This window comes from Armatimonadota bacterium (assembly GCA_028871815.1).
In the GTDB taxonomy this organism is placed as follows: Bacteria; Armatimonadota; Chthonomonadetes; order Chthonomonadales; family Chthonomonadaceae; genus REEB205.
The window spans coordinates 270,553-296,152 of the sequence record JAGWMJ010000002.1 but is presented as its reverse complement, the minus strand read 5'-3'; the positions used below and the strand labels follow the sequence as shown (position 1 = coordinate 296,152).

Here is a 25,600-nt window from a genome sequence, read left to right as displayed (position 1 = left end):
TGGCCGTGCCGGAACTATTGGTTTCGGCGCGTGCCGAGCCGGGGCCATCGTAATCGAAGGCGAGGCTGTACGCCGTACCGGCCAGCGTGCGGCCGGACTGCTCGGCGTTGACGTTGTACGAATAGCTGTTCGCGAATCCACCGCTGGTCGACGTAAGCTCATCGTCGTTATCCATCGTGAAACTCGTAGCGGCGGTTCCCACCGTTTCGCCGGTGCGGTTTCCAACCGGATCCACCGTATACGAAATCGAGTACGGGTTTGAGCCGGTCCGCGTTTCCGACGTGAGGCGGCTGCCCCAGTCGTAGCCGAATTTTATCACGTTGTTATTGGCATCCGTGACCTGCGTCGTGCGACCGACTCGCGCTACCCGGCGCCGTGTCGCCGATCGGCACGCCGATTATTTCGCACCAGAGTTGCCGACGGCGTGCAATGGACCGAACGGTGATACCCCATATGACGAGATAGCCCACAGCGGCAAGCCAGCGTTCCGGTGACGCGGCGCGGTCGTCGAAAGTGCCGATGAGTACCATGAACCCGAGCGGCCCGGGAGCGAAGCTGGGACCGACGATCAATCCCCGCACCACGCGGTCAACGCCGTCGGGCGACCGGCGCATGATAGCGGCTAACGGCGGCCCGACGATGATCGTATACAATAACCCGAGCGCGGCTAATCCGAACGCGATGATGATATGCTCTATCATGTCCGAACATGCCGCCGGTGCGACGGCGCTCGTCATCGGAACCCTCCGATCCAGCCGGGCAGCACCCCACCGCAACCAGGTTGCGCACAGCTTCGGGGCCAGCAACATGCGCGGATTTGGCCGTGCGCTCGCATCAGAACGGCCCTTGTATCCCGTACGGCAATCGCACCGGAGGCGGATCGAGGCGGGCGGTAAAGCTGCCATATGGCAGGCCACGCAAGGCGCCGAGGATGCCCCCCTTTAACGCCGCCTCTTCAAGGCCCCCCGGAGTGACGCCGTCGGGATCCGTCCGGGCCAGACCCCATCCCCAGCCAATCACCCCAACCGTAGCCCCGCCCACAGCCCCGACGATTGTCCCTACGATCAGTCCGCCGCCGAGGGCTAGTACAACGATCGCTCCACCGACGCCAACCAAGATTAGGGCCGCTCCGCCGGCGATCACTCCGCGCCAGAACGGCCATTTAGGCCAACACCCGCTCGGATCCATCAAATCGTTCGACTCGCCTCCGCAATATGCGTACGGAATCTGGTCCAGCATGCCGTCGCGGCCGGCGAACCGCCCGACCTGCGGGTCGTAATAGCGTGCTCCTAGGTGCTGCAGCCCGGCGTCCCCGTCGCTCTGGTACGCCCAGTCGCCGGCGAAGTTGTATGGGCTGGAGGTAGATCCGCTGCTCGCGATCGTGTTTCCAAACGCGTCGAAATCCTGCGTGACCGTGGCTGTGCCGGAACTGTTGGTTTCGGCGCGTGCCGATCCCACGCCATCGAATGCGGGGTACGCGCCGTTAGGCGGAGCAGGTCGTTGCCGAGGGTGTAAGCCGCCGTGAAGGCGCTTCCCTGCATTTCGGTCACCGGCACGCCGCCAGCGTATTGCGTGGAGGTGGTGGTGCCTGAAGCGGTGCGGCTCACACGGCGGCCCAGGGCGTCATAGCCGAAACCGGTCACCGCCGTACCCTGTGTGATCGACTTGAGCTGGCCGTCGTAATCGAAGGCGAGGGTGTATGCCGTGCCGGCCAGCGTGCGGCCGGTCTGCTCGCCGTTGGCGTTGTACGAATCGCTGTTCGAGAATCCGCCGCTAGTCGATGTAAGCTCATCGTCGTTATCCATCGTGAAGCTTGTAGAGGTGCTTCCCACCGTTTCGCCGGTGCGGTTTCCTACCGGATCCACCGTATACGAAATGGAGTACGGGTTCGAGCCGGTTCGCGTTTCCGACGTGAGGCGGCTGCCCCAGTCATATCCGAATTTTACCACGTTGCTGTTGGCGTCGGTAACCTGCGTCGTGCGGCCGTCGATGCGGTCCGGTGCTCGCCAATGCAAGGGACCCGTAGCGACTCACCATTCTCACATGGGCTCCGGTCAGGCCCGTGAGTATGCCGCGAGCTCACCGCGCGCGGCGGCGGCAGGTCGGTGTTGTGGGCTGGCCGCAGCGATCCGCCACTGCGCCAGCGCACCGTCGGGATCGGACAACTGCCAGAGGGCCTTGCCGAGTCCGTATCGCGCGTAGGCGTCGTTGCGTAGAGTAAGTGTGCGGCGAAATTCGGCGGCCGCCGCGGCGGGTTCCGAAGCACGGAGAAGCTGGTACGCGAACTGCGCGCGGACGCGCCAACTCGTTGGGCGCGCTTCAAGGTATCGGCGCGAACACGCGATGGCCTCGTCAACGGGGCCGATGTCGTCAAACACAGTTGCCATAACCCGCCACGGCGCTGGGCAGTCCGGATAGAGTTCGAGCGCAGTCCGGCACACTGCCAGCGCGCGCGCATGCTCCGCAGCGAGGGCCAGCGCGGTGGCCGCTCGTGCCCACGCGCCCGGACCTGCATCCTCGGTTGGAAGGATGCCGGCCGGCGGGCCAGCGCCAAGGCGTGCGAAATCAGCAGTGACGGTGGCGATCACTTCTAACGCAAGCGACTGCTTCCATAACGGCAGCGGGTCCAGCCACCGCCGAACATCGCGTTCCTGCGCAAGGCGGCAGGTGTGCTTCGGTCCAACTAGCGCGAGTAGCGCCAACGCAGCGCATCTCGAGCTTGCGCCCACGACTTGGGCCGCAAGCGCGTCTTCCCGGCTGGGTCGCCGGCCTGGGATGAAGGTACAGAGATCCGACGGTGCCTTTCGCACCGCGACGCCGCGGCGTGCAATTATCATCAGGCGGCACGAGGCGCCGATCTCGGCGGCCGAAATCCCCTCCCCCCGACGGCAATAATCCAGCGTCGTGGCCGCCGCGCTAAGCGTCCAAAGCAGGTCCGCACGGGTAAGCCACAGCAGCCTCATCAGCATCACGCGTTGCGCTACAAGCTCCACGACCAAGGTACGCGCGTCGCTGTCGGGAGGAGATGGCACCGGCATGATGAGCAGGTAGTCGCGGCGCCAAGGCCTCCGCCTTACATCTGGTGGCTGCCAGTCCGTGGCCCCGCGGCGTCGGTCCGGGACCACGACCATGTCCCATCCCGCATCTCGCGGCGCGCCAAACAAGCGCGTGCATTGTTGATATGCCTCGGCGGCGATCGCCCGCATCTGACCGTCTTCCGCGACCACGCTACCCGCCCTCTCACGACGAGCCAACCGCGTCTACCCGGCTGCCAAGAGCAGTACGGGCGTGGCGGCGCCGCCGCTGCCGACTATGACGATCGCTAATACAGCAAGAGCTCCAATCGCTAGAGCGCCCTCGCCGATCTCGGCCCAGGGCACGCCGCCGCTCGGCGGATCCCCGTCGCCATCGCCGCCAGAGCCTTGGCCGCTACCGGCCTCCCTTTTCGGATCGATCGATACCGCTGGTGGGAGTTGGTCGCCGCCCAGGTTAACCGGCACGCCCGGTAGGCGACCACTCCCGATTCCTATGGCGATGCCGACGGCCGCCTTCAGCTTCTGCCACCAGCTCGGCTTGTCCCCTTCCGGATCCACGAAATCGTTCGGCTCACCACCGCAATACGCATACGGCATCTGATCCAGCATGCTGTCGCGGCTGGCGAATCGCCCGACCTGCGGGTCGTAGTAGCGTGCTCCTACGTGCTGCAGCCCGGCGTCGCCGTTGCTCTGGTACGCCCAATCGCCGGCGAAGTTGTACGGGCTCGAAGTCGAGCCGCTGCTCGCGATGCTGTTTCCAAAGGCATCGAAATCCTGCGTCGCGGTGGCCGTGCCGGAGCTGTTGGTTTCCGCGCGGGCGGAGCCGAGGCCATCGAATGCCGGATACTCGCCGTTGCGGCGCAGCAGGTCGTTACCAACGGTGTACGCGGCGGTGAAGCTTGAACCCTGCATCTCCGTCACCGGCGCGCCGCCGGCATACTGCGTGGAGGTGGTGGTGCCTGAAGCGGTGCGGCTCACGCGGCGGCCCAGGGCGTCGTAGCCGAAACCGGTCACCGCCGTACCTTGGGTGATCGACTTGAGCTGGCCGTCGTAATCGAAGGCGAGGGTGTACGCCGTGCCGGCCAGCGTGCGGCCGGACTGCTCGGCGTTGGCGTTGTACGAATAGCTGTTCGCGAATCCGCCGCTGGTCGCCGTAAGCTCATCGTCGTTATCCATCGTGAAGCTTGTAGAGGTGCTTCCCACCGTTTCGCCGGTGCGGTTTCCAACCGGATCCACGGTATAGGAAATCGAAACCAAAGTGATCATAATCTACCAGACAAAGCCTGTCAAGGAGTATACGACCTTTATCTGAAAATGTTCGCACGCATCCTGCACTCAAAAGGTAAAGCGAGTTTTTCGGGCCGGAAAGTTCCATCCGAGCGACCTTATTCAATTCGTTTTGACGTTTAAGAGTTGAACTATGCAGTGGTGAGCGCGGTGGCGGGAACCGGCGCCATCAACTGCCTATCCTTCGGCGCTGCTTGGGATGCCGTTTCGTGCAGACGTATGGGATGACGGCCGGGCGGACAGTTGTGGTGACGACTGGTGCTCGTCATCACCAGGCACTACATTCGATGCCCGCTGAGACCGCCCGGCGGCAATCGAACCTGAAGTCGGTTCCTGCGTCTCACGTTTGAGCGGTTCACCCTGGTGTGTACCGAGAATGGGACAAATGAGACGTACGCGACATATAGGGCGTATCACGCCCGCGAGACTATGCGGCGGGTTGGGTAACGGAGCGACGTGCTGAGGCTGTCGGTGCGCAAGTATCGCTGCTTGTGGCTGGCGGGAGCCGTGAGTTGAGACCAGGGCAGAGCCGGAACGCCGCCGGAGGCGCCGGCGCTTGAGCCCCTGCACCTGATGTGCGGCGCCGACAAACGCACACCTTAGAAAATGGCCGGTGGAACCGACCCCTCCAGCCCTGCCACGAGGCATCCACACTGGATGCCGGCACGAGGCATGGCCGCCGCGGCGAGCCACGGGTTGTGTTATACTTTCGCCATGCGAACCGCCTGGCGAAACGCTGGCGCCTATATAGCCCTTGCTGTTGTAATAGTAGTTTTTGCCGTACTCCAGCCGCAGTTTCGCCAACCGTCCAATCTGCTCAACATCCTCGACCAATCGGTTGAAATCAGCATCGTGGCTGTCGGCATGACGGCGGTGATTCTCACGGCCGGCATCGATCTCTCGGTCGGCAGCATCGCCGCCCTGTCCGCATTTCTCGCGGCGTGGGTGATGACGCACGAGGCGCACGCACTGGGCGGGCTCGCCGGAACGGCCCTGGCCGGGTTTGTGATCGCCCTGGCAACCGGAGCGGCCGCCGGCCTGTGCAACGGCCTGGCTGTGACGCGCCTGCGCGTGCCGCCATTCATCGTGACCCTGGGCGCCATGACGATGCTGCGGGGGCTGGTATATATCGCATCGCACGGCACCGGAATATCCTCCGGCATCCCGCCGCTGTTTGAAGTTACGGCGCGCAACCTCATCAGCATCCGCTCATCCAACGGCTTTGAGACGAATCTCACCCTGGCAATTCTAGTGATGGCTGTTATATATGCCATCGGCTATATCGTTTTGACGCGGACCGCGGTGGGACGGTCGATCTATGCCATCGGTGGCAACGAGTCCGCTGCGCGCCTCTCGGGCTTGCCCGTAGACCGCATCCTGATTGGCGTTTACATTTCAGCCGGGGTGCTGGCTGCCGTTGGCGGCATTATCGAGGCGGCGACCGTAGGCGCTGCGGTTCCGGATGCCGGAACCGATCTTGAATTGAACGCCATCGCCGCAGTTGTGATTGGCGGCACAAGCCTCTTTGGCGGGCAGGGCAGTCTGGCAGGCACGTTTGCAGGAGCGCTGCTGATGCGCACCATCAGAAACGGCCTTAACCTGACCAATGTCGATTCGAACTGGCAGCGTGTCACAATCGGCAGCGTCATCATTCTTGCGGTAGCATTTGATGAGTTTCAGAAGCGAAGGAGATCGAGGACATGAGCGGCAGACACATTCACCGGTCGGAACGGGCGGCTCTGCTTGGCGTGGTGATTTCCGCGATCCTGCTCAGTGGCTGTCACGGAGGTGGAGCAGCCTCAACCGGCTCCGGGGCAAACAGCCGTCTCGTTGCGATTATCTCGCCGGCCAAAACGAGCGAGTTCCATGTGGAGCTGCCCAAGGGAGCCGCGGCTGAAGCACAGAAGCTCGGCTGGCCGCCGATCATTGACCAGGCCCCGCAAAAGGAGAGCGACTACGCCGGCCAGGTGGCGCTGGCGCAGGACATTATTCAGAAGCAGCCGGCCGCGATCAGCGTTTGCGGCATTAATCCCGATGCACTCAACACCATCATTCAGAAGGCCAACGCTGCCGGAGTACCGATTTTTGTACACAACCAGATCACACCGGTGAAAGGCAACGTCGTTTCATATATCGGCTACGACGAATTGAAGGGCGGCGAGATGTGCGGCGCCGAGGCCGCCAGCCTGCTGAAACAGAAAAACGGCGCCTACAAGGGCGAGGTGGCTATCCTGGACGGTGAGCCCGGTGACCATACAGATGCCCGAGCCGGCGGCTTTAAGCAGGCGCTAGCGAAATACCCCGGCATCAAGGTGGTGGCTGAGCAGAACGGCCAGTGGCTGCGGGCGCCGGGCACATCGATAACGCGAGACTGGCTGCAGCGTTTCCCCGGGCTGGACCTGGTTTTCGGCTGCAGCGACGCCATGGCGCAAGGCGCGGCACAGGCAGCCCGCGACTCGGGCCGAACGCTATTAACGGTTGGGATCGATGGAAACAGCGACTCGCTGAAAGACATCAGCCAGGGCAAAATGACAGCCACGCTCGCTACACAGCCACGCAAGATGGGTCAGGCGATTATCGACACCATGAACCTCTACTTCCAGGAGAAGAAGGCGCCGAAGGTGGTGGAGACGCCATGTGTTATCGTAACAAAGGCGAACGTCGGCCAGTTTCTACAACCATCGAGCCCGTAGCCACGTACCGCAGAACGGTCGAATAGAGGAGCAGATACAATGACCCAGGTAACGTCCCGCACCGGAGCGCCGGCCCAGTTCCGATTGATTATCCGCGAATCGGGTGTTTCGCGCGAGATGGGCGGCGATTTAACCGAGGCGGTGACTGCGGTGGACTTCCTGCTCCGCAAGGCGCTTGATCTTGGCGCATCCGACGTCCATCTGCAGCCGGAGCGCAGCCGCCTCCTCGTACGCTATCGCATCGATGGCGTGATGCACGACGTGGGCCAGTACAGCCCGGACATCGTGCCAAACATCCTCGCCCGCCTCAAACTGAGCGCGGGAATGCATATCGACGAACGTCGCGAACCACAGGATGGCCGTGTGGATATGGAGTATGGCGCTCGCAAACTGAGCGCCAGAATGAGCTGCCTGCCGATGTTGAACGGTGAGAAGGTGGTGATGCGCCTGCTGGACCCAGCTTCTGCGCGTGTGGAGCTGGACAAGCTGGGCATGCCGCAAGACGTAAAAGGCAAATGGTCGAATGCCATCCAGAGCTCGTATGGAATGGTGCTGGTCACCGGTCCAACCGGTTCGGGCAAAACCTCCACGCTCTACGCGTCTCTGAACAAGCTGGATCGCACCAAGCGGAACATCGTCACGGTGGAGGACCCGATCGAGTACGAATTCAGCGACCACATCACGCAGGTAGGCGTCACCGACAAGATGACGTTTCCGCGCGTCATGCGTTCGTTTCTGCGCCAGGATCCAGACGTGATGATGGTGGGAGAGATGCGTGACCCGGAGTCACTCGGCATCGGCATTCAGGCCAGCCTTACCGGCCACCTTGTGCTCAGTTCATTGCACACCAACAACGCCGTGGAGACGATCGGCCGTATGATCGACATGGAAGCCGAAGCGTATCTGATCGCCAGCACGGTACAGGCTGTAATGGCTCAGCGCCTTGTTCGCACCGTGTGCACCAGCTGTAAAACCGACTACAAGCCCGAGAACGATGAGCTCCTTGAGATCGGGCTGGAGCCCGACCAGGTGCAAAACTGGAAGTTCAAGCGCGGAACGGGGTGTGAGTTGTGCCGCAACACGGGCTTCAAAGGGCGACTTGGTATCTTTGAGATCTTTATCAGCACGCCGGAGCTGCGTGAGATGATCGCGCGCCGCGCAACCATCACAGAACTGAAAACCGCGATGACTGCGAAACAGGGGATGCGCACGATGCTGGATGACGGCTACGACAAGATATCCAGCGGGCTGACCACCCCGCGCGAGGTCTTCACCGCGGTCTACTCCACGATGACGGTAGGGTAGTTCACCACCGGTTCAGCGTTGTTATCGCTTACTACGCGCTACACCACGCCACGGCGAAGTTCATCCAAAGCATAGTGCGTTCCACGCCAGACGATTCCACCGCACTGATAGACGCGGTACGTGGATCGAAGAATGATGAAGATGAGGAGGAGCGCAGCAAGCGGATACGCGGCGCCGATCCACAACCGGGCATCTGCGATCCGCCGCATACACGCCCCGCCCACCACCATCAGGAGCAGAGAGGCGAGGCCAAGCAGGCGAATCGCATTGCTGTGCGTGGCCAGCGCGATAACGGGATAGACACCGGACACGGCAAGGCAGCCGACCGAGGCAAGCATCTCGGTTGGCCGAAACTCAAAGCCGGCAAATGCATTCTTGCTCAAACCATCAATAGCGCCACGCAGACCCACCACCCAACGCACGGAGAGGAGACCGGGTCCGTTCAGCACCTGCTGCTGGAAGCCGTGCTGCTTGATGAGCTTTCCCAGTTTCGTATCGTCGCACACCTCCATCGGCAGCGCAGTGTGGCCTCCAAATGAACGGTACGCATCGGCCCGTACGAGATTGAAGGCCCCGACTCCGATGTAGGCGCTCTTGCTTGCATCCGGCACCGCCCACGGCCTAACCCGAAAGCTGAACATCAAGCCGAAGTAGCTGACAAACAGCTTCTCCCAGAAGCCGTGCGTCTCTACGCGCGGGCAGAGCACCAGATGGCCGAGACTTCGTTTGCGCGCCCAGGCAACCGCTCTACTGAGCGTGTCGGCGTTGTGGATCACGTCTGCGTCCGTGAAGAGGAGCCAATCTCCGGAAGCGTGCTGCGATGCGACGTGCAGGGCGTGGTTCTTGCCCAGCCATCCGGACGGAAGATGGTCGATATGTATTACCTTCAGTCGCGGACAGTCGCGCGCCATCGCCTCCAGGATACTTCCCGTGCTGTCGGTGGAGCGGTCGTTGACGGCCACAATTTCGTAACCCGGGTAGTCCAGGTCAATCAGACTGCGCATGGCGCGCTCGATAGTTGCCTCTTCGTCGCACGCCGGCACCAGAATTGAGAGTGGCGGCAAGTTCGCCATTTCCGACTGCGAGAGATCCACGCGGTCCAACGATGGGTATCGGCCGCGATGCAGGATCAGCAGGGTGATGCCTGACGCCCACGCGGCGAATGCTGACGCTGCAAGAAGAGCGTTTACCGGACCGAGGTGTCGCAGCAGATAATGGAAGATCATAGGCGCCTGAATCCAGAGAACATCCAATGCTTGCATCACGCTGATGAAGCAAGCCTACGGGTCGCTGTCGTGGCGGCGTTCGGCCGCCTGGTGTTCCAATTCAGCGCGAAACGGCTCCGTGTGGATCGTTATACGCATAGCCGGCAGCGCCGCCCGTATACTGTCTTCCAACTCCTCGGTCAATGTATGCGCCTGCACCAGAGTGCAGTCGTCATCCAATTGCACGTGCACATCTGCGTGCCGTTCCGAACCTGCGCGCCGGGTACGTAACTTGTGATACCCGAGAACCGCCGGATGTGCGTTAAGAATCTGAATTATCTTTGCTTCCTCCTCCTGCGGGAGGCTGGAATCGAGCAGTGGCTGGGTTGCGTCGCGCAGTATTCGGACGCCGATTTGTGCGATTACCGCTACTACGACAAGGGCTGCGACGGCATCTGCGCCGGCCGCGCCGGATATCTGCGATACGATCAAGCCGACAATCACGGCGGCCGAGGTCAGTACATCGGTGAGCATGTGGCGCGCCTCGGCCATCAGGGCCGGGGAATCGGTGGAGCTTGCCGCGCCGTACAGGGCCCGGTTGAGCCAAAGGCTGCTGCACAGCGAAACGGTCATCACGCCGGTCGCGAATCCCGGGTGCAGCAGCGGCAGGGCAGCGCCGCGATGCAGCGCAAGCAGGTGAGTCACCGCGTCCAGCAGCATAAACCCGGCCGCTGCCAGCACAATACAGCCTTCAACGAGCCCGGAGATGCTTTCGTATTTGCCGTGGCCGAACGGGTGATCAGCGTCGGGCGGCGCTTCGGACCGGACTACCGAATACCATGTGACGGTGGCAGCGATCACATCGGTGGTGGAGTGCACCGCGTCCGAGAGTACCGAGATTGACCCGGTAGCCAGTGCCGCTGCAAACTTGAGGACCGCCAGCGTGGCGTTGATGCCGGCGGAAAGGCGTGCCGCACGCGCTTTGGAAGTCGGCGGCGGTTGGGCGGCGCCGGTCACCGGCGTGCGCCGAAAGGCGCCAGTTGGGCGCCACCGCCTTGCATAACGTTTCGCGTTGGCATCGCGCGGCGCTGCTGAAGGCAGCCTGGCAAAGCGGAACCACGTGGGAGAACGTGACGAAAGTGGTGCCAAGGGTCGGACTTGAACCGACGACACGCGGATTTTCAGTCCGCTGCTCTACCAGCTGAGCTACCTCGGCATACGGCTGGACGCAAGGAATAATACCCAAAGCGGCGCGCCGGGATCAAGGGTCGCTGAGCCGTAGATGGCTGATGGCTCCGGCCGGAAACGAAACCGCCCGGTTTGACCGAAGCGGGGATACCACCGTGTCCGCGCACGGCGCTGCCTGGCGGTAGACTGGCGCCTGTTGTCACTTGCTGCCTGTTGGTTTTGTGCCGAGACTACCTATGTGACACACGTATTCCGCGAACCGGTGGTTCGGGCGGCGCCAACGCATATCAGCCCCTTGCCGCCGGCCGGCGGCAAGGGGCTGAATTAGCGACGAGCCCTGACCCTTACCTTCAGTTGTGGTACTGGCTCAGGCCCTCGGTGGAGTAGGCGAACCGTTTGTCGAACCGTACGCCCATTCTTGTTCCTGCCGCAAGGTTGACGTCGGATGCCTTCTTGCCCTGTACCTTGCTGAAAAGGTATCCGGCACCGCCGCCGAGCACGGTATCAACGAGCTTGTTTCCCTTCAACAGCGTGCCGACAACCAGACCAGCTCCGGCGCCGATACCCACCCACTTCAGCGTATCGTTGCTGGAGGTGTTTTTCGCCACCAGTACTCCATCGGCCCGGCGAGATACGTATTTCGCATCGGTGCTGTACGCAGAACCGGAAACCGGACGAATGTCACCATTGGGCAGTTCAACGCTTTGGAACGCCAGATCGAGCACGCCCGGTCGGCCATTCGACGCCGGTACAACGCTTCTCACGGTTCCGTGGAAGCGCGTGCCGTTTGGCAGCCCAGCCGACGCTGATCCGTTCTCGACGGACGCGGTGAATCGATCGCCAGGCTGGCTGTTCCGGCTGCTCAGCGCCTCATCCAGCGTGAGCGGGACCACGGTCCCAGCCGCTACATAGGCCATTGGCGCGTGGTGCGCGGCGGGACGGCCGCCGTTCGGACGGCTGCGCGGTCCACCGCCAGCCCCGACGCGTTCGGCGCCTCCACTCGTCGTGATCGAGACCGTCTGCGTATAGTCGGACCATCCAACATTGGCGCCCAGCGCCTCACTCATGAAGCGGAGCGGCACCATCGTTCGCCCGCCTATTGTGGTAGCCGGAACGGCCACATCCACCTGGCGGCCATTCACGGTGCCGGCGTGGCTGCCGATCGGAAGATCGATCTCAGTACCCTGTCGAACGGCGACTACGGTCTGTGTGGCGGCATTCCAATCGACTTTCGCTCCCATACTCTCCAACACTCCGCGAAGTGGGACCAGCACGTGGCCATTTACCATTTGCGGCTGCACATCCAAAAAGTGAACTGGAACCGAGTTTACGGTTACGGTGATCTGGCCGGCCAGGCTAGCCGCAGAGATTGTAATGGCCATAACACCGAGCAATGTCGTTCGAATGGGTTTCAACATATTCTTTCCTCCAGCGTAGCGGCTTCAACGGCAGCCGTTATGTTAACCTGACGAACCGCAGCACGTTTCTGTTCCAGACCAGCTTATTGGCCTCTACAGCGATTCCATCTCGTAAACCTGCCATCGCCATGTGAGGTACAGGTACTCGGCGGCAATGGCGGACGTGAATGCGGCGGCAGCCAAAAGCATACCCGGAGCACGCACGGCAACACCCAGCACGAGAACAGCTATCTGGGCCACCACGCTGACGGCCATACCCTGGTAGATGGTACGAGAACGATGAACCGCCATATGCATTCCACGGCGCCACGCATCCACGGCCGTGATTACCGGCAGCAGGATACACGCATACGCGCCTGTTTTGGCATAAGGCAGCACGGCCAGGGGCACGTGTACCACATGGACCAGGTAGAGCTGAACCAACGGCGAGAAGAGGAACACGGCGGCGCCGCCGAAACTGATCCATGCCACGAGCCAGGCAAAACGTCGGAGGTCCGGGCGTCGGTCCGGATCGGGAGCGACTGCCACGGAAATCTCCTGCAAAGCGATACCCCAGCCTCGAACCACGAGCATCATCCCCGCGACCACCGGCCAGGCCGCGAGCGTAACCGTACTGTGAGCAAGTCGGCCCAGAGCCGCGGCCGTCAACGGCAGTCCCAGGAGGTTGAGCACGGTTGTGGCGGCTAGCGGTGCGTGAAACTTGATGATGGCGCGCTGCGTCAGCGGTGCGGCCGAGGCGTGCGCATGCGGGATATCGTCACGGATCACCGGCCACGCGAACAGCGTGATAACGAACGCCTCCACGGTGACTGCAGCCACAACCGCGCAACCGCCGACCTCAGCGCCCGGCAGTCGCCGAGAGACAACAAGCGCTCCCGCAACCGCGATAGTCGTCAGAATGCGAATCGCGGTACCAACAGAGATGTACCGGGTGATTCCGTGCTTTACCAGAGTGCCCTGGCAGAATCGCCTCCAGCAGATGACCGCGCTCCAGAACAGCATAATCCGCATAACCGGCTGTGCCGCGGAAACGATCGCCACCGGCTGGCCCATCAGGCGCTGTGCGATAAAGCCAAACAGCGGCGTGAATGCCACCAAAGCGGTAAGCGCGGTACAGAACGCGCAGAGCGACAGCGTGAACCGGCGCATCGCTTCCCACGACTGTTTGTCGCTGACCAGGGCAATCGTCGTGGGCAGCATCATGATCACAGGGCTCTCCACGAGAAGCGACAGCGAAAACGCCAGACCGAATGCCGCCAGGTTGAGTTGTGCCGCGGGAAGGCGTCCCATCGCCGCCTGAACGGTCGGGCCTTCCATCATCATCATTTCGTAGCTGATGGCAAGTGGAAGCCAGAGGCGAACGATCGACCTCATCGAGCTCCCTGAGGTCGGTGAACCAGATCTGGCTGCCGGAGGGCCCGCTGCGACCGACGCCACGACGGAGGGCGAGGATTCCACCGCGGCCGGCGACGCGCGCTCAGGCACCGATATGACTGCCGTCAGATCGGCGCCATTTGCCGGCGCCGGCATACCGATACCGCACGACCGCATCGTGGACCAGACCGCTGCCATCCCGCCAATGAGCCACGCCAGGAGCCACGCGCAGTGCGCAGACACGTCTGCTGCCCAAAAACGGAGACTCACCGCGGCGGCGCCCAAACGTCTGACTCGATCGGAGCAGGTTCGTACCCTGGAGCGAATAGCCATCGCTGAACCAGTTGCCGGATCCGGCGGCACTCAGGCAGCTTCCGCCATTCGCGCCTTCCAGAAGCCGAGGACGCGATGAGGTCTGGTTGCAGATGATGTTGTTGTAAAGGCGCGCCGTGCAGCCGGGCGACGTAATGCTGACGACTGCAGACACAAAAGGCGTGATAATGGTGTTATTGATGAGATAGACTGTGCCGGTGCGCATACCGGTCTCACGGCCAAACTGGATGACGACCCGGTTGCCGCTGCAGGCAGGATCCTTCACAATAAGGTTGCCCAGCAGGAGAGCGTTCGAATTCGGCCGCGCAGTGGCGTTATCTTCAACCAGATCGAGCTCGCGGTTCGCCGCATCGTGAATGAAGCAGTACTCCACCTTGATAAAGTGCGCGCGACTTTTCAGGTTGTGCCCGGTAAGAGAGCCGAAGATATCGCAGAAGCGCACCGTGACACTCTGCCCGGCCAGGTAGAGGTTATGGTTGAACCCCGGGTCTTTCAGGCTGCCGTTGCCATGAATGCGGCAGCGCGTGATGACCTGGTCGGAACCGCCGGTGGCAGCGCTTGACCCGTTGGACATGATGCCCATATCGCAGTCATGAATATCGCAGTCGCGAACGGTTACACCATCTGCCGCGTTGATGCGGATTCCGGCGCCGTTGAATGTTGAGTTATGTGCGCCGGAAATCTCAAAGTTCTCAATCGTAGTTCCGGCGGCGGAAGGATCGACCTGAAAAACCGCGCGAGGTACTTTGCCCGCGCCGCTGTAGTCGAAGCCGACGCCGTCCAGTACAATGCGCGTCGGGCCCATTCCCTGAATCGTGATGCCTGCCACGTCTACCTTTACGGCCACACGATGATATCCGGCTGTGGCGCCATATACCTGAATCGTGTCGCCCGGCGCTGCAGCCGCCACGGCCTGTTCTATCCGCGGGTACTCGCACCCGTCTCCTACCTTGATGACCGACGCGTGGCGCAGGCCGAGCATGAGCAGAAGGTAGAGGATCATCGCAAGTCGATTACCGGTCGGGCCGCCTGTTTGCTGCCGCTATCTTACCAGCCCGCCGCCATCCTGTGGCACAACCAGGTCGGCGCGGTCCCACGCCGGTTTGAGCGCCCAGCACTGTAAGCGCGTCTGCTCCAGCACCCTGGAAAGATCCATCTGGGGTGGGTGAATGATCCAGCCTGGGACCTCCTCGCCGACATAGCGCGCAATGTCATCCGCCTCTGCGGGCCAGGGCGCGCTGCTCGTCAGCCCGGCTTCGAACCGGCCGAGTAACAGATGAGCCAGACTTACCATCAGGCTGTCGATGCCCACACTGCCATTCGCGGTCGTAATCTCTGAAGGCAGAATCATCGGGCTGCCGGTATCCGGATTGTACGGTGCGCCGGGATGCGGACAGCGCGGCGCACTGACTGGCTGAAGCGACCTGAACAGCCGTTCAGCCGCCGCAGCCGCTTCTGCCCGGTTGGCAATCGATCCGATTGACTGCGGTATCGTCAGAGGGCCAAGCACTTCGGGACGCGCGTAGCAGGCACTGGGGTGCGTGACAGCACGGCAGAACATAACCAGCAGCTCGCCGGCGGAGAAACGATCGGTGAGCACGGGCCGGCCGGCGTCAATCACGCATTGCGCAGCCTGTAGCAGCTCTTGCTGTGTGGCGCCGGCAGCTTGCCCACTATAACGACGAATAAGCTCCGACCATCCCACGATCTCCAGCCGGTCATCGTCAGCCAGCATCCGGCAAAGGCGCAAATAGTTGCGCCGCGCCGTCGCAATCTGGTCCTCTCCCAATACAGGCGGCGCCTTCCATTGTGACCGTGGCGGATTGGCTCCGGCGCTGAAGTTGTCGGCATCCCAAAAGTCTGAATGGACAGCGCGCGTCGGGTGCCCCATGAACCAGCAGAGCCACCGGGCGCCGCTGCGCTGTTCGCCAAGATGGGCTCTAAGCCGCGCGGTTTGCGCTGCAAGGTGGCCGGCAAATGCCGCATCGTCGGCCAGAGCCCAGTCGAAAGCCCGGATACCATCATCGTGGAATCCCAGGCATCCGGCATACCAGCAGACGTTATGGCCCGGAAGGCGGACCGGGCTGTAGATGTACGCCCGTCCCAGGCGAGCCATCAACCCCTGGATGGAGGGCGCCCAACTCGAGCCGGTGCGGCCCCAGCCGAGCAGCGGGCGCTGCATAATCCGCTCTGTATCCTGCCAACCATCGCCATCCCATGCCCACAGCGCGTCCATTCCTTCCCGGAAGTCGGTCTCCAGGCATATCTCGGCTGTAACCGGGTGGACAGAATGCCAGGTGGAGTGGTAGCCGGTATCATGGCGCTTCATGGCCTCAATGACGTCAAGCCGTCCGCGTCGTTCCCAAAGGCGGGCCGATTCGCCCATAACCAGCATCGTGCCCGTGAGGCCGGAATCGGCAAGATCCGACGCCATCCACAGTTCCGCATCGTTGGCAGCTGGTGAGATGATATCTTCCACATCGAAACAGACCGCTGTGGGCATGCGCCGTGAATTCGTTGTCATAGGCGTGGACTGGTGACCCTTGCGCGAATATGAGATGAAGTCGTCGGTGGTTTCCGGCAGTGCGGATGCCGTGGACCGGCTCGTGCCGGCTGCCGGCGCGGCCGGTCCGTTCAGTTGCACTTGAAGAGCGCGGAACGCTGGAAGTCAGGCCGTCGCCGGCCCAGCATCGCCTTTCGTTTTCTATCCAGGACAACCGCTACGGCGCCTGGATACCTTGAAGCGGTAGCTGTCATGTCGGAACACGTCCAGCCGTCGTGCATTTTTGTCGACCCGGATTGAGCCGGCGGCGCTTTGGCCCGCTAGCCGCCGGCAGATCCGGCGATGGAGGCGCCAAGCTGTGCACAGGGTTCGAAACGATGGCAGCTGATCAGATGGTCATTGACCATGCCGACGGCCTGCATATGGGCGTAGCAGATCGTTGGCCCCATGAAGCGGAAACCACGCTCTCGAAGCGCTTTGCTCCACGCCTCCGCTTCCGCGGTTACGGCAGGAATCTCGCTTTGCTCCTTGAAGCGATGCTGGATTGGGCGGCCGCCAACGAAATCCCACATCCAGATGGCGAACGAGCCGAACTCTTCCTGTATGGCAAGGAATGCCTGCGCGTTGGAGATCGCCGACATGATTTTGGCCCGATTTCGGATAATGGCCGGGTTCTCCATGAGCGCCGCGGCCCGACTATCGGTAAACGACGCCACGGCGACCGGATCGAATCCGGCGAACGCCTCGCGATAGCCGTCACGCCGGTTCAGGATGGTGTTCCAACTGAGGCCAGCCTGTGCTCCCTCAAGGATGATAAACTCAAACAGCCTTTTGTCGTCGTGCACCGGTGCAGCCCACTCTTCATCGTGATAGCGCTGCATAGCCGGATTGCATTCCGACCATGGACACCGAGTTAAGTCGGTCGTCATGCCTGCGCCCTGCCCCGCACCACCTCGGCCGCCACGGCCCAATCGTACCGGATGTCGGGTTCCGCCGCGCTCCGGTAGGTGCTAATCAGCGAGTACCGGTCGTTGCCCGATCTATTTGGATACGACGCATGCAGCGTAAGATCGTGAAACAGCACTGCATCACCCACCGCACACACCGCGTCGACGGCTCGCGATTCATCCACAGAGCCCGGTGCAAGCCGGTTGCCGAAGCCTTCGCCTTCGGGGGCAACACCGGAATGTTCAACGGGATGATGGTGGCTGCCCGGCAGCAGGCGCAGGCAGCCGTTTGAGCGATCCGCCGGATCCAGCGCGATCCATACCGAAACCTTGTGAGCGCCCTTCCAATAGGGCCAATCCTGGTGCCATGGCGAGCCGAACTGAACGTCGCCGGATTTGAGCGCGACCTTGTCGCTCAGGAACTCAATGTCCGGACCGATCACGTGCTCCAGCGCATCCAGCATGGCAGAGTTGCGGGCGGCGCGGCGGAACAGCTGGCTCACTGCCGCCAGACCTACATAGACGCCGCCAACGTGCGAGTGGTCGGCGAGTATCGAGCGAATCTCCGCCTTCATGGCCGCCGCCTCGTCCGGTGAAAACATCGACCGAGCGAACGCGAATCCATCCCGCCGGAAGTCGGTCGTGATCGAACTGTCGCGGTGTGTAACGGTCATTGCCTTTGCCGGGACTTTGTGGGCAGCATCGTCCGGTTCGGTTAGCGACATGAACCGGTTAATCCTTCACGCTCGTGTTGGCTTGCCGCGCGCCAATTGTCCGCTTGTGCCATACTTGTTCGCAGTTGTCTTGACGGTTGCGGTCTGACGCGCCCGTTGGCCCGCGTGACTGGGTGAGGAGCCATAACGATGCGTAACGGTAGACTTTCGGTAGCTCTGACGGCGGTGTTGGCCGTCGCGGCATATGTAACACTGATCGCCGTCGCCGGATGCTCGAAGAGCCCGCAAGCCGCAGGAAGCGCTCCGGGCGCAGGTCCGGCAGCCGGCGCAGGGTCGGCAACCACCGGTGGCGCAGCCCTGTTTGCCTCATCCGGCTGTACCCGCTGCCACTCGATGGATGGTCAGGGCGGGCGTCGTGCGCCAGATCTGACGCATGTGGGCGCCAACCCCCAGCACACCGCCCAGTGGATCGCATCGTACGTCAAGAATCCGCAGTCGGTAGACTCCAGTTCGCGGATGCCACCAATGGGCGGCGGAAACATCAGCGACAGCAATTTGCAGGCGCTTGGAGCCTATCTGGCAACGAAGAAGTAACAGCGAGCGCGAACAACTTGGTGATGCCACCTGCAGGAAGTGCGCCGTGCAGTGGACTCGACGCGTCCCAATCCGTAACGCGGCCACCCTGCTGACGAACTGGCAGGACGACGCAGTGCGCGTGCAGAACACTGATTGTTGATGAAACTCGGTGAACCAGAGCTGTACGGAATCGCCACAAGAACGCAGGCGCGATTATTCCACTGCACGCTGCGGAGGGCGTGGCACGTGGGCGGAACCGTGCTGGCGCTGATCGCTGCGGCGGCGTTTGCACCTCCATCGCCCGCGCAGCCCACCGCCCCGCCAGTCAACTTTGTACGTGTGGTTTTGCCGATCCTGAAAGCCCACTGCTTTGAGTGCCACGGCCCCCAGAAGATGGGCGGCCTGCGGATGGACAACAGCCCTGACTTCTTCAAGGGTGGGAGCAGTGGGCCGATTGTGGCGCCTGGTGACAGCGCTCACAGCCTGTTGGTCGAGCGCTTACTGGGCCAGCTTGGAAAGCCACGTATGCCGATGGGCTTCGGCCCGCTCAAGGCCACCGACATTGCAAAGATCCGCGCGTGGATTGACGGCGGCGCCGTATGGAAAGGAGCGCCGGCGCCGACACATTGGGCGTATGTTGCGCCAAAGCGGCCGATGCTGCCAAAGGTTCAGGATAGAGCGTGGGCCAGGAATCCCATTGATGTCTTTGTACTTGCCAAGCTGCAGGCAAACGGTTTGAGTCCCGCGGCACAGGCTTCCAGACGCACCCTGATCCGACGTGTCAGCCTGGATCTCATCGGCCTCCCGCCGACGCCCGCGGAGATAGCCGCATTCCTGAAGGATCGCTCACCAAACGCCTGGTCAAAGGTGGTAGACCGGCTGTTGGCTTCGCCGCACTTTGGAGAAAAATGGGCCATCCGCTGGCTCGACCTGGCCCGCTATGCCGATTCCAACGGTTATGAGAAGGACCTGCCGCGTTCAATGTGGCCATACCGAGACTGGGTGATCAACGCTTACAACAAGGATATGCCGTTCGATCAGTTCGTTGTCAAGCAGATTGCGGGCGACATGCTGCCGAACGCGACGGTAAACGACAGGATCGCCTCCGGTTTTCAGCGCAACACGATGCTGAACCAGGAAGGCGGTGTTGACCCGGACGAGCAGCGGTGGCTGACGAATGTGGACCGCGTCGGCACTCTGGGCACCGTCTTCCTCGGCACAACGCTGATGTGCGCACAGTGTCACGACCACAAGTTTGATCCATTTACCCAGAAGGACTTCTACAGCATGCTGGCCTTCTGGAATCACTGCACAGAGCCCGATCTCGAGATTTTGACTCCAGACCAGAAGGCCGACCGGGAGCGGATCGGTGCATGGATAATGCAGGCATCGGCTGCCAAGGCCGCCGACGCGAAACCGGGCGGAGACGCGGCTGCGCTGCCAAAGGCAACGATGCGGCTGGCATCGCTCCAGGGGCAGCTGGCGGCGATAACCGGTCCCACCACGATGGTGTTCCATGAGGACGCAGATGGCAAAACGCCATCTACGCATATCCGTGTTAAGGGCGCATACCTGAGCCGTGCCGCGAAGGTAACCGCAAATACTCCCGCCTCACTCAATCCATTTCCCGCCGGCCTCCCGCATAACCGGTTGGGGCTGGCTCAGTGGCTCGTAAGCCCGGCTAACCCGCTGACGGCTCGAGTTGCGGTCAACCGTTTCTGGGAGGATCTATTCGGCATTGGTATCGTCAAGACGAGTTACGACTTCGGTACGCAGGGTTCGCCGCCTTCGCACCGAAGGCTGTTGGACTGGCTCGCTGTAGAGTTCCAGCACCCGACCCCGAATGCTGCCTGGCGGCGCGACGCAAACGGCCACGCCATATCGGTACAGCCATGGGACATGAAGGCCATGATCCGGTTGATAGTTACCAGTGCCACATATATGCAGCGCTCCGAAATCCCGCCGAAGATGATCGAACGCGATCCGGATAATGCGCTCCTGGCTCGCGGCGCGCGATTTCGGCTCGGCGCCGAACTGATTCGCGACGAAGCGCTGGCCATCAGCGGCCTGCTCGACCCCAAGATCGGTGGCCCGAGCGTATATCCGTACCAGCCGGCCGGCGTATGGAACGTTCCGTACAGCGGCGACAAGTGGGTGGAGAGCAAGGGCGGAGACCAGTATCGTCGCGGTATCTACACGTTCCTGAGGCGCTCAGCGCCCTACCCGGTTTTCGTGAACTTCGACGGAACCAGCCACGAGTTCTGCACCGCGCTCCGGATGCGGACAAACACTCCGCTGCAGGCTCTGACAACGCTCAACGAGAAGGAGTTCTTTGAGTGCGCTCGCGCCCTGGCGAGCCGGATGATGCTGGAGGGTGGCGCCACCCCGGCTTCGAGAGTCCGGTTTGGGTTTCTGCTCTGCACAGCGCGGCCGCCCAACACAAGGGAATCGAGCACTCTTACGGCCCTGTTTAAGCGAGAACGTTTGCATTACTTAGCCGACCGCACTGCCGCCACGGCCCTTCTTGCGGAGAAGTCGCCAACGCCGGATGATGCGGAGCGTGCTGCGTGGACCGTGGTGGCCAACGTGTTGCTGAACATGGATGAGACCATTACGCGGGAGTAAGAACGATGGAACACGACAGGCTCCAGAAGTTACAGCTTGAAGCGCTGAAGCAGGTTACTCGCAGGCAGTTCTTTGGGCGGGCCGGATACGGAATCGGCACGCTGGCGCTTGGCAGTCTGCTGAATGAGGCGTTGTTCGCAGAGGCAGCGATGGCTGCTCCCGGCCCGGCGAAGAATCCTTTGGCGCCGCGGCCGCCGATGTTCGCGCCAAAAGCGAAGAATGTGATCTTTCTCTTCATGGTTGGCGCACCATCGCAGGTGGACCTGTTCGATTACAAGCCCAAGTTGGCCCAGTACAACGGCCAGAAGATTCCCGAATCGATCATCAAAGGCGAGCGATTTGCGTTTATCAAGGGAGACCCGAAGATACTCGCATCGCCGTACAGCTTCTCTAAGTTCGGCAAGTCGGGCCAGGAGATATCGAACCTCCTGCCTTTTACAGGAAAGATCGCCGACGATATTGCCATCGTTCGCGGCGTAAGTACCACGCAATTCAACCACGCACCGGCGCAAATCTTCATGCAGTCGGGCTTTCAGATCGCCGGCCGGCCGAGCATGGGATCGTGGCTTACCTACGGCCTTGGCAGTGAGAATGCCGACCTGCCGGGCTTCGTTGTTCTTGTATCCGGTCTCAACGAGCCGGACGGCGGTAAAGCGCTTTGGAGCAGCGGATTCTTGCCGACCGAGTTCCAGGGCGTGGAGTTCCGCTCGCAGGGCGAACCGGTACTGTTTGTAGAGGACCCGTCCGGCATGAGTGGCGCAGTACGACGCGACTCCCTGGATGCGCTCCGCTCATTGAACGAAGATCACCTCCACAAGGAGGATGACCCGGAGATCGCTACCCGCATCGCGGCGTACGAACTGGCATACCGGATGCAGACGAGCGTTCCCGAACTAATGGACATCAGCAAAGAGCCGCCAGCCATTCAGACGATGTACGGAACAGAACCCGGCAAATCGGCATTCAGCAATAACTGTCTGCTCGCGCGCCGCTTGGTAGAGCGTGGTGTGCGATTCGTGCAGTTGTACCATCGTGGGTGGGACACTCACGGAACCAGCGAGTCGGATGACTTGATGCATGCGCTTCCGAACATCTGCAAAGCCACCGATCAAGCAGCTGCGGCGCTGGTTACGGACCTGAAGCAGCGCGGCTTGCTCGACGAGACGTTGATCGTTTGGGGCGGTGAGTTTGGTCGCACCCCGATGAATGAAGGCCGCGACGGATCCAAGTTTCTAGGTCGGGACCATCATCCCCACGCGTTTACGGTGTGGATGGCAGGCGGCGGCATCAAGCCGGGGTTCAACATGGGCGCAACCGACGATCTGGGTTACAACGTGGTTGAGGATCCTGTGGATGTACATGATCTGCATGCAACCATCTTGAACCAGATGGGCATCGATCACACTCGCCTTACCTACAAGTTCCAGGGGCGCAACTATCGCCTGACGGATGTGTACGGCAATGTGATCAAGCAGTTGATCGTGTGAGACGGCTTGGCGCCGGCATCGCGCTCTCGCGGGCGCTACCAGCTACCGTGTGACGGCGGTGCGAGGAGAAAGCGACTGCCGGACAGGGCAGCGGATTTGATTGTGCGCATCGCTGTTGTGAATTCGGGCGCGGCAAGCGCCCTGGGTCTCGCGCTCAAACTCAGTCGATCGTCCAAATCGGATGCCCGGAACCGGCTCGGCGGGCAGTAGCCGGCGGGAAAGTATGTGAACCTTCAATCGGATACCTCCCGGGACCGGCGGGACCTTCCATCGTAGCGCCGGCGGACTTCATCCGCCGTCTCATTAGCGCCGCGCGCTACGAGATCAAATCGTCCGGCCATTTGTAGCTCCAGCGGAACTCGCGGACCGCCGCCCAGCGACCCCCGGAACGTATGATGCAAATGAAGGGGTGACCGCTGACGAATTGCGAACGCTTGGACCCGGCAGTGAGCCAGCTGCAGCCAATGCCCCTGGGAGTAGCGAAATGCACCACGACCATAAGCTGGCGACTCACCAGCGTGCGGTTCGGCGCGAGGCCTACCGCGTCCTGGATCCCAGAAGTTGTTCAGCTCTCCGGAAGCTCCTGTCGGCCTGGTGGCGGGAGGGCGGAGCCGATGCTTACGCCGCCGAGCTTGTGGAGCACGCGATGGCCGACCAACGCCACGCTGCCGACTCCGGCCGACCACACGGCAAGCCATTCATGAGCGACGAGTCGAGCACGGAACCGAACGAGGTGGCAATTGCCGCACGGAATGCAAAGGCTTCCACGTAGAGTGGAGCTGGGGGGATTCGAACCCCCGACCTCCTCGTTGCGAACGAGGCGCTCTCCCAGCTGAGCCACAGCCCCCCGAAACCGTGTGAGTATACCCCACGGTCGACTCGGTGAGAATGGAGGCTGCCGGATAGAGTTCTGCCTTACCGCGTGCCGCTGCGAACTGCGGGCGTTTCGGCGCCCGCGCCGGCGCTCCGCACAGTATCTGCAATCGGATCGCGGACCGCGAGGTGCTGGCTGTCGCTGGTGACGCTGAGAAACGCGATGCACATTTCGTCCGTGGTGTTCTCACCCCAACCAACGGGTTTCAGGTGTCCCAGGTTTGGATTTCGCGGATTATCGTTGGAGTTATCATAGCTGGCCCACAAGTGCAGTACCGTGCCTTTCGGCAGCTCGATGGGTTGGCGCAGTCCGTAGCTCATCTGCCAGTTGAAATCCCAGTCCTTTATCCAGATGATGTCCTTACGCGTGCCGTTTGGCAGGTCTGCCCAGATCTTCATCTGACGACCAAGCAGGTGCATGTGTGGTGTAACGGCTCGCAGGTGCATATTCCGCGTAACCGTGGTCTGGGCGGTGCAGGTATAGTTGGCGTCGCCCGGCGGGATCTTGAAGAAGAAGTTGATCAGCCAGATGCTGTTGATCGTCTGCTGGATGGTGTGGCGCGCGAAGCGCAGACCAATCTGCGACAGGTCCGTTTGAGCCTCACCGTTCTTGTGGTAGTGAACCTGAATAACAAGGTTGGCATGCTTCGGTACGAAGATTCCGATGCCTTGCGGCAGGTGCACCGGCTCGTTGCCGGGCGCCCAACCGGCCAACATTCCCGTGGGAATGAAGCCCGGGCCGCCGAAGCTTGTATAGCCGGGTTGGCCATCGTGGTCCCGGCCATCCAACCGATCCGAAACGCGGTTGCCATCGATGTAGACGATGATATGGTGGACAACGGCGCGATTTCCCGGATGGACCTCCACCGCCGAAAGGTACCGATCCTGAGTAAAGTTGGTATGCACCACGAAGTTGCGGTAGATGTCGGCGCCATCGGCCGGGACATGGAACGGAGCGCTCGCTTGAAGGATCATGTCGGGCTTGCCGATTTGCCAGCCGCGCGGGTAGTTGGGCATGTGTGGCGCCACAGCGGGATCGCCCTCCGGCGCCCCGTTTTCAGCCCACTTGCGAATCGCAGCAAGCTCGTTGGATGTCAGCGTTCGCTGCGAAGCATTGACAAAACGGCAGCCGAAGCCTTCTGCCGGCTTCCAGGGCGGCATGGCGCCGGTCTGCGTATAGCGCTCGATATCGGGCGCCCACGCATTGGCCTGGCGCCATGTCGTCAGAGAAAATGGCGCGACCTGCCCCGAGCGATGGCAGCTGGCGCATTTGTCGAGGATGATCGAGGCAATCTGACCGGACCATGTTGGCACGCCGGCGGCCGGTGCAGGCGCCACGGCAGGCTGGCGGATGGCGCAGCCCATGGCAAGCGTCTCTGGGTGCGGGACCGGCTTACCGCTCAACACCGCATCCAGCGCATCCTCAAGATCGTGATGGGTAACGAGCGTGGTTACCACGTTGTCATCGATCCGTCCCCGGTACCGTATGGCGCCGTTGGCGTCCACAATCACGGCTTCCGGTGTTGCGATAGCGCCGACCGCCGTCGCAACGCGCGCCCGCGGATCGGCGACGACGGCAAAATGGTAGCCATGCGCCGCAGCGTCGGCGCGGATGGCCGCTCGGGTCTCCTGCCGGTCCGGATAGTCTGCGAAAACCTGCACGCCCTTCTGCATCGCCTGCTTTGCGAACTCCGCGATGCGCGGCGCGTACGTCGTGGATATGGGGCACTGACCCGAAACGAAGAAGAATACACTGGCGCGATACCGTCGGAGTGAGGTGCCTGAGTAACGACGCCCGCCGAGACTGGCGAAGGTAAGTGTGGCGGGGACGACGCCGAGCGGCTGTGCGCGCAGGCTGGAGGCGAGGGCGCCGAGCCCCTGCTGCTCGCCGGCAGCCGGGCCGATGAGGGCAGCACTCATGAGTGCAAACATGCCGGCGCAACAGAGCGCAAACCTTCGTGGGAACGGTTGAGTCATCAACGCGGCGCCTCCCGGCGCACACTTGTAGCTGCTATTACGTTATACAAGTCTGCCGCAGTATACAGGTTAGATGGAGCGAAGCAATTGCAGGCTGGTT

21 protein-coding genes and 2 tRNA genes are annotated in these 25,600 nt (G+C 61.9%); 7 read left to right on the top strand and 16 right to left on the bottom strand.

The annotated features are described in order from the left end of the window. Window positions 1-323: 323 nt before the first annotated feature. The 5 genes from KGJ62_04185 to KGJ62_04165 all read right to left on the bottom strand — a co-directional run bounded on the left by KGJ62_04185 (window position 324) and on the right by KGJ62_04165 (window position 4,301). Complete coding sequence (locus tag KGJ62_04185) at window positions 324-737, bottom strand: hypothetical protein (GenBank protein ID MDE2125766.1); 414 nt, start codon at window positions 735-737, stop codon at window positions 324-326. A 97-nt stretch (window positions 738-834) separates the two neighbouring features. Further along, window positions 835-1,116: a hypothetical protein gene (locus KGJ62_04180; protein MDE2125765.1), complete on the bottom strand. Its 282-nt coding sequence runs from the start codon at window positions 1,114-1,116 to the stop codon at window positions 835-837. A gap of 173 nt (window positions 1,117-1,289) precedes the next feature. Beyond that, window positions 1,290-2,015, bottom strand: a complete 726-nt coding sequence (locus KGJ62_04175) for a hypothetical protein (protein MDE2125764.1) — start codon at window positions 2,013-2,015, stop codon at window positions 1,290-1,292. Between the two features lie 39 nt (window positions 2,016-2,054). Then, the gene (locus KGJ62_04170; GenBank protein ID MDE2125763.1) at window positions 2,055-2,999 is read right to left on the bottom strand and encodes a hypothetical protein; all 945 of its coding nucleotides are present in this window, start codon (window positions 2,997-2,999) and stop codon (window positions 2,055-2,057) included. Between the two features lie 261 nt (window positions 3,000-3,260). Beyond that, the gene (locus tag KGJ62_04165) at window positions 3,261-4,301 is read right to left on the bottom strand and encodes a hypothetical protein (GenBank protein MDE2125762.1); all 1,041 of its coding nucleotides are present in this window, start codon (window positions 4,299-4,301) and stop codon (window positions 3,261-3,263) included. 678 nt (window positions 4,302-4,979) lie between these two features. Here KGJ62_04165 and KGJ62_04160 point away from each other — a divergent pair. From KGJ62_04160 to KGJ62_04150, 3 genes are read left to right on the top strand one after another with little or no spacing between them, the layout of a single operon-like run. Continuing rightward, on the top strand, window positions 4,980-6,026 hold the full coding sequence (locus tag KGJ62_04160) for an ABC transporter permease (GenBank protein ID MDE2125761.1): 1,047 nt from the start codon (window positions 4,980-4,982) through the stop codon (window positions 6,024-6,026). Further along, a complete protein-coding gene (locus tag KGJ62_04155; protein ID MDE2125760.1) occupies window positions 6,023-7,015 on the top strand; it encodes a sugar ABC transporter substrate-binding protein in 993 nt (330 codons plus the stop codon). Before KGJ62_04160 ends, KGJ62_04155 begins: the two co-directional genes overlap by 4 nt. Window positions 7,016-7,054: 39 nt before the next feature. After that, window positions 7,055-8,320, top strand: coding sequence for a type II/IV secretion system protein (locus tag KGJ62_04150; protein ID MDE2125759.1), 1,266 nt, complete (start codon window positions 7,055-7,057; stop codon window positions 8,318-8,320). Window positions 8,321-8,358: 38 nt separating this feature from the next. Here KGJ62_04150 and KGJ62_04145 read toward each other — a convergent pair whose 3' ends face one another. The 9 genes from KGJ62_04145 to KGJ62_04105 form a co-directional block, all read right to left on the bottom strand. Next, on the bottom strand, window positions 8,359-9,546 hold the full coding sequence (locus KGJ62_04145) for a glycosyltransferase (protein ID MDE2125758.1): 1,188 nt from the start codon (window positions 9,544-9,546) through the stop codon (window positions 8,359-8,361). Window positions 9,547-9,600: 54 nt separating this feature from the next. Next, complete coding sequence (locus tag KGJ62_04140) at window positions 9,601-10,542, bottom strand: cation transporter (GenBank protein MDE2125757.1); 942 nt, start codon at window positions 10,540-10,542, stop codon at window positions 9,601-9,603. Between the two features lie 123 nt (window positions 10,543-10,665). After that, window positions 10,666-10,741, bottom strand: a tRNA-Phe gene (locus KGJ62_04135). A 322-nt stretch (window positions 10,742-11,063) separates the two neighbouring features. Further along, a complete protein-coding gene (locus KGJ62_04130) occupies window positions 11,064-12,131 on the bottom strand; it encodes a copper amine oxidase N-terminal domain-containing protein (GenBank protein MDE2125756.1) in 1,068 nt (355 codons plus the stop codon). 93 nt (window positions 12,132-12,224) lie between these two features. Further along, window positions 12,225-13,505, bottom strand: coding sequence for a hypothetical protein (locus tag KGJ62_04125; protein MDE2125755.1), 1,281 nt, complete (start codon window positions 13,503-13,505; stop codon window positions 12,225-12,227). A gap of 103 nt (window positions 13,506-13,608) precedes the next feature. Continuing rightward, a complete protein-coding gene (locus KGJ62_04120) occupies window positions 13,609-14,841 on the bottom strand; it encodes a right-handed parallel beta-helix repeat-containing protein (protein MDE2125754.1) in 1,233 nt (410 codons plus the stop codon). Window positions 14,842-14,880: 39 nt separating this feature from the next. After that, window positions 14,881-16,341, bottom strand: a complete 1,461-nt coding sequence (locus KGJ62_04115) for a hypothetical protein (GenBank protein MDE2125753.1) — start codon at window positions 16,339-16,341, stop codon at window positions 14,881-14,883. Window positions 16,342-16,661: 320 nt separating this feature from the next. Continuing rightward, on the bottom strand, window positions 16,662-17,270 hold the full coding sequence (locus tag KGJ62_04110; protein MDE2125752.1) for a DNA-3-methyladenine glycosylase I: 609 nt from the start codon (window positions 17,268-17,270) through the stop codon (window positions 16,662-16,664). Then, window positions 17,267-18,013, bottom strand: a complete 747-nt coding sequence (locus KGJ62_04105) for a phytanoyl-CoA dioxygenase family protein (GenBank protein MDE2125751.1) — start codon at window positions 18,011-18,013, stop codon at window positions 17,267-17,269. The genes KGJ62_04110 and KGJ62_04105 overlap by 4 nt, the downstream gene beginning before the upstream one ends. Before the next feature lie 138 nt (window positions 18,014-18,151). Between KGJ62_04105 and KGJ62_04100 the strand changes: the two genes are divergently transcribed. The 4 genes from KGJ62_04100 to KGJ62_04085 all read left to right on the top strand — a co-directional run bounded on the left by KGJ62_04100 (window position 18,152) and on the right by KGJ62_04085 (window position 23,422). Next, complete coding sequence (locus KGJ62_04100; protein MDE2125750.1) at window positions 18,152-18,556, top strand: cytochrome c; 405 nt, start codon at window positions 18,152-18,154, stop codon at window positions 18,554-18,556. 141 nt (window positions 18,557-18,697) lie between these two features. Continuing rightward, the gene (locus tag KGJ62_04095; GenBank protein MDE2125749.1) at window positions 18,698-21,163 is read left to right on the top strand and encodes a PSD1 domain-containing protein; all 2,466 of its coding nucleotides are present in this window, start codon (window positions 18,698-18,700) and stop codon (window positions 21,161-21,163) included. 5 nt (window positions 21,164-21,168) lie between these two features. After that, window positions 21,169-22,650 carry a DUF1501 domain-containing protein gene (locus KGJ62_04090; GenBank protein MDE2125748.1) on the top strand — a complete coding sequence of 494 codons (1,482 nt, stop codon included), beginning with the start codon at window positions 21,169-21,171 and terminating at the stop codon, window positions 22,648-22,650. A gap of 484 nt (window positions 22,651-23,134) precedes the next feature. Further along, window positions 23,135-23,422 (top strand): hypothetical protein, encoded by a 288-nt coding sequence (locus tag KGJ62_04085; GenBank protein MDE2125747.1) that lies wholly within the window; start codon window positions 23,135-23,137, stop codon window positions 23,420-23,422. A gap of 2 nt (window positions 23,423-23,424) precedes the next feature. Here the strand turns inward: KGJ62_04085 and KGJ62_04080 are convergent. Both KGJ62_04080 and KGJ62_04075 read right to left on the bottom strand, forming a co-directional pair. Beyond that, window positions 23,425-23,497, bottom strand: a tRNA-Ala gene (locus KGJ62_04080). Window positions 23,498-23,565: 68 nt separating this feature from the next. Continuing rightward, a complete protein-coding gene (locus KGJ62_04075; protein ID MDE2125746.1) occupies window positions 23,566-25,500 on the bottom strand; it encodes a redoxin domain-containing protein in 1,935 nt (644 codons plus the stop codon). Between the last annotated feature and the right edge of the window lie 100 nt (window positions 25,501-25,600).

Bases quoted from the DNA above. Each gene is read 5' to 3' on its own strand.
- KGJ62_04145 (MDE2125758.1), bottom strand. From the start codon at position 9,546: ATGATCTTCCATTATCTGCTGCGACACCTCGGTCCGGTAAACGCTCTT.
- KGJ62_04115 (MDE2125753.1), bottom strand. From the start codon at position 16,341: ATGCCCACAGCGGTCTGTTTCGATGTGGAAGATATCATCTCACCAGCT.
- KGJ62_04085 (MDE2125747.1), top strand. From the start codon at position 23,135: ATGCACCACGACCATAAGCTGGCGACTCACCAGCGTGCGGTTCGGCGC.
- KGJ62_04100 (MDE2125750.1), top strand. From the start codon at position 18,152: ATGCGTAACGGTAGACTTTCGGTAGCTCTGACGGCGGTGTTGGCCGTC.
- KGJ62_04110 (MDE2125752.1), bottom strand. From the start codon at position 17,270: ATGACGACCGACTTAACTCGGTGTCCATGGTCGGAATGCAATCCGGCT.
- KGJ62_04120 (MDE2125754.1), bottom strand. From the start codon at position 14,841: ATGATCCTCTACCTTCTGCTCATGCTCGGCCTGCGCCACGCGTCGGTC.
- KGJ62_04150 (MDE2125759.1), top strand. From the start codon at position 7,055: ATGACCCAGGTAACGTCCCGCACCGGAGCGCCGGCCCAGTTCCGATTG.
- KGJ62_04165 (MDE2125762.1), bottom strand. From the start codon at position 4,301: ATGATCACTTTGGTTTCGATTTCCTATACCGTGGATCCGGTTGGAAAC.
- KGJ62_04095 (MDE2125749.1), top strand. From the start codon at position 18,698: ATGAAACTCGGTGAACCAGAGCTGTACGGAATCGCCACAAGAACGCAG.
- KGJ62_04160 (MDE2125761.1), top strand. From the start codon at position 4,980: ATGCCGGCACGAGGCATGGCCGCCGCGGCGAGCCACGGGTTGTGTTAT.
- KGJ62_04125 (MDE2125755.1), bottom strand. From the start codon at position 13,505: ATGAGGTCGATCGTTCGCCTCTGGCTTCCACTTGCCATCAGCTACGAA.
- KGJ62_04155 (MDE2125760.1), top strand. From the start codon at position 6,023: ATGAGCGGCAGACACATTCACCGGTCGGAACGGGCGGCTCTGCTTGGC.
- KGJ62_04090 (MDE2125748.1), top strand. From the start codon at position 21,169: ATGGAACACGACAGGCTCCAGAAGTTACAGCTTGAAGCGCTGAAGCAG.
- KGJ62_04105 (MDE2125751.1), bottom strand. From the start codon at position 18,013: ATGTCGCTAACCGAACCGGACGATGCTGCCCACAAAGTCCCGGCAAAG.
- KGJ62_04185 (MDE2125766.1), bottom strand. From the start codon at position 737: ATGACGAGCGCCGTCGCACCGGCGGCATGTTCGGACATGATAGAGCAT.
- KGJ62_04075 (MDE2125746.1), bottom strand. From the start codon at position 25,500: ATGACTCAACCGTTCCCACGAAGGTTTGCGCTCTGTTGCGCCGGCATG.
- KGJ62_04130 (MDE2125756.1), bottom strand. From the start codon at position 12,131: ATGTTGAAACCCATTCGAACGACATTGCTCGGTGTTATGGCCATTACA.